Consider the following 5,707-nt stretch of genomic DNA (forward strand, 5'->3'; position numbering starts at 1 on the left):
TCATCAAGGCTTCGGGCGATGTGGTATTTATCTGTACCGACAAGGGACTGAGCACTACGGATGGAAATAATTGGATCACATACACAAAAAACGCCACCAATGGCAACGGCAAGGCCGTTCTACTTAATGATGCCAAAACAACGCAAGTGAACATGTCTCCCTCGATTTCACATAATTATACCATAGGGGTCGATGTTGATGGCGAAGAAATATGGGTGGCTACCTCAAAAGGCGTTAGCCGGGGGGAATTGTTGAAACAACCTTTACAGTAATACTAAAAATAAAACTAACAATAATTCACATAGATTATGAATAGTACAACGGAATGCACAGCGAATAGGAACATACGGATCGACCTTTCAAAACTAACGGAAGGTGAGGTTGAAGAAATGAAAAAACTTGGGATTTTAACTGAAAATCATCAAATTAGTGAAACAGTCTATCCCCCAATACATTTGGAAAGACCGCCCATTGAAAAACATGTGGTACATGCGCCCCATACGATCAATGAAGCCTATGACTACCAAAAACCATCTTCCTTTTCACGGGCGCTACGTTTGGATTTTGGAGGCTACAAGGTAATGTTGATTTCAGGAACCGCAAGTGTAAACGAAGAAGGTAAACCCGAACATATAGGGGATTTCAAGGCACAATTGTGGCGGACCTATGTGAATATCACGAATTTACTTGAAGCCGAGGGAATGACGTGGCACGACGTGGTACGCACAACCAACTACCTCAGGGACATTGAAAGGGATTATGGGGAATTCAATAAGATAAGAACCACCTTCTATTCTTGGTTGGGCCTCGATCCCCTACCTGCAGCCACTGGAATTCAAGCCAGGTTATGCTGGGAAACCTTACTCGTAGAAATAGAGGTATACGCCATTTGTAAGGCAAACTAAAAACTGATATTATGACGAAACACAACTATTGGGTAATCGGGATTATCTTTTTGGTTTTATTGTTTCAGCCGAGCAAGGTCAATGCCCAGGATGATTTGATGTATGGCAATACACCGGATAGTATCTTTCCGTACCATAAGTTTCAAAAAGCCTATAAATATCATTTTATCGAACCTATTGAGTTTTATGGCGCTGGTCGTGAAAAGACGCCACCCACAGATCTTACCGAAATTCGCATTGGGTTCCTTGGGCCTTTGGAAGGTTCTCCCTTGGTGCCTCTGGGCAAGCAGATGTTGAACGGATCCTTATTGGCCCTTGAACAAGCGAATGCCAATGGAGGTTACCAGGGCACTCCTTTTGAGTTAATGATCCATAATGATGTGGGTCTTTGGGGAGCCGCCGCGAATGAAGTGGTACAGATGGACGATGAAAAAGTGTGGGCATGGTTGGGTTCTATCGATGATATTGTTTCCCATGTGGCATTAAGGGCCACCTTGAAAATGGAGATCATGATGGTGAATACCGGTGATCCCGATCCCACTTTTACCGAGACGAACATCCCTTGGGCCATACGTGTCATTAGTGATGATCGTCAGAGTGGATATGCCTTGGCATCCTATATTTTCAATACCATGCAACATGAACGCGTTGCCGTTATACGGGCCAACAACCGCTATGGGCGTGTAGGTATCATGGAGTATTCGGGTGTTGCCGTGCGTCTGGGGCATCCGATGATGATCGAAGAACGATTTGAAGTCGGGGAAACCGATTTCTCCATGCAATTGGAAAATATCAAAGAATCAAATCCTGATGGGATTCTTATTTGGGGGAATGCAAAGGAATCGGCATTGATTGTCAAACAAATCAAGGCTTTGGGAATGAAACAGCCCATTTATGCCTCTGACAGGGTCGTTTCATCAGAATTTATGGAGATAGCCGGGGAAGATGCCGAATCAATTGTAAGTACATGCCAATACAATCCAGAAGCCGATGATCCCAAATTGAAGAAATTCCAATCCGATTATTTTAAACGGTTTGGAATAAAGCCCGACGTTTTTGCAGCCCATGCCTATGACGGGATGAACCTGATCATTGCTGCCATTGGAAAAGTGGGGTTAAACCGGGTACTCATTCGGGATGTCCTCACCGATCTTAAAACCTTCCAGGGATACGAAGGCGTTACAGGAAAAATAATACTGGACGGAAGCTGGAACGATATCGGTAAAATCTGGATGGCCAAAGTAAAAAATGGGGAGTTCCACTATACACCTAGTAGTACAACGGCCGAAAAGACATACACAAAATCAGGTAAAGGAAGTTATCGGTAATACGAACTTAATGATCAAGCCGTTTTTCTTCAATATTGTTTTCTTGGTCTTGCTTTTTCAAGTAGGTATGGCCCAAAAAGCGAATTCTGAAAAAGGAAAAACCATAAAAATAGGATTGCTGGTAAACGACCTCACCAGTGAACATGCCCAGAGAGCAGCTGAATCGGCCATTCGTATTGCGAATGAAAAAGCGGGGGTGAACGGCACACATTTCCAGCTCATTACCCGGTCTATGGAAGGTGCTTGGGGTACAGGTTCCAAAGAAGCCGTGAATCTGGTCTTTGAAGAAGAAGTATGGGCCATTTTAGGGTCCCATGATGGCCGGAATGCCCATTTGGTCGAACAGGTCATCGCCAAGACCAAAGTGGTTTTTTTATCCGCTTGGGCGAGTGACCCTACCCTTTCCCAAGCGTTTATACCTTGGTTCTATAACTGTGTCCCCAATGACATACAACAAGGGGAAACTTTGGTCAAGGGGATAGCCAAAAATGGGAAAATCAAAAAAATAGGGATCATTGCACAAGGCAATTATGATGCTGAAAAAGCCTTAAAATATCTGAAAGCACAAATTCAGCAGGGTGGTTTTCAGGATTCCGAAACCGTTTCCCTCACCTACTCTTCGGACCATACCGAAGCCTATATTAAAAAAATGAGGAATGACGCCATTGATGCCATAGTGCTCCTTGGGGATGGTAAGAGTACTTTGGAGCTCTTTGACCTTCTTCGAAAAAAAGGGTTGCAGATACCTGTTTTCGGAACGATTCCAATGTTGGGGTCAAGTGGTCTTAGACCGCTGGAATCTGAACCTCCGTTAAATTTAACAGTCTTGAATTCGGGAAACTGGATGAAATCGAATACCTTAGATTCCCAAAATAGGCGAGCCGATTCCGATGGTATTTCGAATGCCATAGCGGCTTATGCCTTTGATGGAACAAATGTACTGATCAATGCAATTAAATCTTCCGGGTTCAATCGGGAAACATTTAACGAAACAATGGCCAAAACCAATGAGAAGGGGATTACGGGAAACATCCAATTTGATAAAAACGGAAATCGTGTGGGCCCTATGCATTTGATTGAAATAACCAACGACGACCCCATTTTCAAAAAATAATCAATGTCGGCAAATACCTCCTCCTTAAACTTTTGTTCAATGAAAAGCACCTATTTTTTTCTTGCATTTTTTCTGGTCTTTATGACATTCTTCGGATGTAGGGAGACCGCAGAGGAAAAAAAGGAAAAGGAAATAGAAATGATATCTACCCAAACCATGGGTCTTGCCTATTTGGAGCTATTTAAGCTCGAAGAGGCTGAGGAATCCTTTCTCAAATATATCACCCTTGCCCCCGATAAGAAAATGGGTTATGCGAATCTGGGGTTGGTTTATTTGCGTATGGGTAAATATGCAGAAGCCGAGGAACAGCTTTTAAAGGCCATGGAGATTGATGCAAAGGATGCGGATATCAATTTAATATTGGCTACCGTTTATCAAATGAGCGAACAGCGCGATAAAGCGATTGCTATTTTGAACCGTTCGCTTGAGTTCGACCCAGGGCATGAAAAATCATTATACATGCTCTCTGAATTATATGCTTCGAACGAAGATGATGCTTCCCAAAGCAAAAGAAAGAAGTGTTTGGTCACCTTGGTACAGAAAGCACCCAACAATATTGTTCCAATATTGGAATTGACCGCTATCTATATTCGTAATGCAGAGACCGATAAGGCCATTGAGCAATTGGAAATTATAAAAAAACAGTTTCCTGAGTTTCCAAAAGAAGCCATTGAATACTATGATAGTACGCTTGACAATCTAAGAATTCCCGATACGGAAATAGCGCTGACCTCATTTATGATTTTCCATAATTACTTAAAAGTGACCTTTCCCTATCAAGGAGGCATAAAGGAATTAAAAGGCTCCCAGGGTGCGTTGGTCGGACTCCCCTTGATCACCTATGATTTACAACATTCCTCTCTAAAAGATGAAGACACCTCGATCTTGGAGGTCATTATATTTACCGATGCCACAAGTGCGGTCGGTTTAGACGCCGTGCCTGCATTCCCAGCGCAAAGCAACCTTGAAAAACAGTACATAACGCATGTTACTTCGGCTGACTACGATAGCGATGGTGATTTGGATATCTATGTAGGCAGTTACAACTATGAAAAGGAAACCTATGAACATTTTCTTTTCAACAACGATTTAAGCCTGTTTTGGGACATATCCATGGATGTAGGTATTACCCATACCGGTAAAGAATCATCAGCTGTTTTTGCCGACTACGACAATGATGGTTTTCTTGACCTTTACATAGTAAAAGAAGGGGGTAATATTCTTTATAAAAATGCAGGGGAAGGAAAATTCAATGATGTTACAAAAGAAGCATTATTGGATTCACAACGCGAGAGTTCAAAGGCGCTGTTTGTTGATTTGGACCATGACGGGGACCTCGACATTTTCGAAACAGGGCCCGATTCGAATTATGTCTATCGCAATAACGGCGATGGCACCTTTATTGAACAAGCTGAAAAAATGGGATTGGCCGCTCTTGGAATCAAGAGTAACGATGCCGCTTTTGGTGATTTTGATGATGATGGGGACATAGACCTGTTGGTCACCAATGAAAATGCGACCAATAGCCTTTTCAGCAATCAGAGACAGGGTTTGTTCAAAGACATTTCTCAGGACAACCTACCGCACAACGAAAAGGGAAGTAAATTGGTTGCCGTTGCCGATTGGAACAACGATGGATTTTTAGATCTTTTTCTCCAAGGTTCGGATAATAGGGAAAACAATGGTTTGTTGGTCAATCAGGGGGCTGGTCGTTTTGAATGGGCAGAAAAAAATCAGGAAATGTTCAAGGATTTAAACAACATTACCATTTACGATACGGCGTTTTTTGATTTTGACAACGATGGTTTTTTGGACATTCTCGTAGTCGGTAAGTCCAAAAGGGCCAACGGTAGGGGCATTCTGCTTTATCACAATGAAAGGGACGGCAGATTTACGAACGTATCCCAACTTTTACCGGAAGACCGAAAAGCGGGTGAAAAAATCGTATTGATCGACTATGATGGTGATGGCGATTTGGATCTATTGATTGCGGGGGTACAAGGAGGTGTGTTTTTGTTGCGTAATGATGGGGGTAATCTAAACCACTATGTGAACATAAAATTGGTTGGACTACGAACAGGGAGCGCAAAGAACAACTATTTTGGCATAGGGGCCAAGGTAGAAATGCGGGCAGGCGATCTTTATCAAACAAAAGTAGTCGGCGATCCCAATGTTCATTTTGGGCTGGGCGATAGAACAAAAGCAGATATTATTCGAATTACATGGACCAATGGGGTGCCCCAGAATATTTTATTGCCAGAAGGCGACCAATCCCTGATCGAATCGCAATCCCTGAAAGGTTCCTGTCCGTTCTTATATACCTGGAATGGCGATAAATTTGTTTTTGTAAAGGATATTAC

At 42.7% G+C, this 5,707-nt stretch carries 5 protein-coding genes; all 5 read left to right on the forward strand.

Annotation, left to right across the window (positions count from 1 at the left end; genetic code table 11):
- Positions 1 to 272: hypothetical protein (locus tag WBM98_RS13155; RefSeq protein WP_424366481.1), on the forward strand; the 272-nt coding region annotated here is incomplete at its 5' end.
- 36 nt (positions 273 to 308) lie between these two features.
- Complete coding sequence (locus tag WBM98_RS13160) at positions 309 to 905, forward strand: Rid family hydrolase (RefSeq protein WP_424366482.1); 597 nt, start codon at positions 309 to 311, stop codon at positions 903 to 905.
- Between the two features lie 11 nt (positions 906 to 916).
- Positions 917 to 2,233 carry an ABC transporter substrate-binding protein gene (locus tag WBM98_RS13165; protein ID WP_424366483.1) on the forward strand — a complete coding sequence of 439 codons (1,317 nt, stop codon included), beginning with the start codon at positions 917 to 919 and terminating at the stop codon, positions 2,231 to 2,233.
- 10 nt (positions 2,234 to 2,243) lie between these two features.
- A complete protein-coding gene (locus tag WBM98_RS13170; protein ID WP_424366484.1) occupies positions 2,244 to 3,347 on the forward strand; it encodes an ABC transporter substrate-binding protein in 1,104 nt (367 codons plus the stop codon).
- Between the two features lie 39 nt (positions 3,348 to 3,386).
- The coding region (locus WBM98_RS13175) for an FG-GAP-like repeat-containing protein (RefSeq protein ID WP_424366485.1) at positions 3,387 to 5,707 on the forward strand (2,321 nt) is incomplete at its 3' end.

It is taken from the genome of Maribacter sp. (assembly GCF_049667165.1).
GTDB lineage: Bacteria > Bacteroidota > Bacteroidia > Flavobacteriales > Flavobacteriaceae > Maribacter_A.

Excerpts from the sequence above, each read along its gene's own strand:
- WBM98_RS13160 (WP_424366482.1), top strand. The coding sequence starts at position 309 with ATGAATAGTACAACGGAATGCACAGCGAATAGGAACATACGGATCGAC.
- WBM98_RS13170 (WP_424366484.1), top strand. The coding sequence starts at position 2,244 with ATGATCAAGCCGTTTTTCTTCAATATTGTTTTCTTGGTCTTGCTTTTT.
- WBM98_RS13165 (WP_424366483.1), top strand. The coding sequence starts at position 917 with ATGACGAAACACAACTATTGGGTAATCGGGATTATCTTTTTGGTTTTA.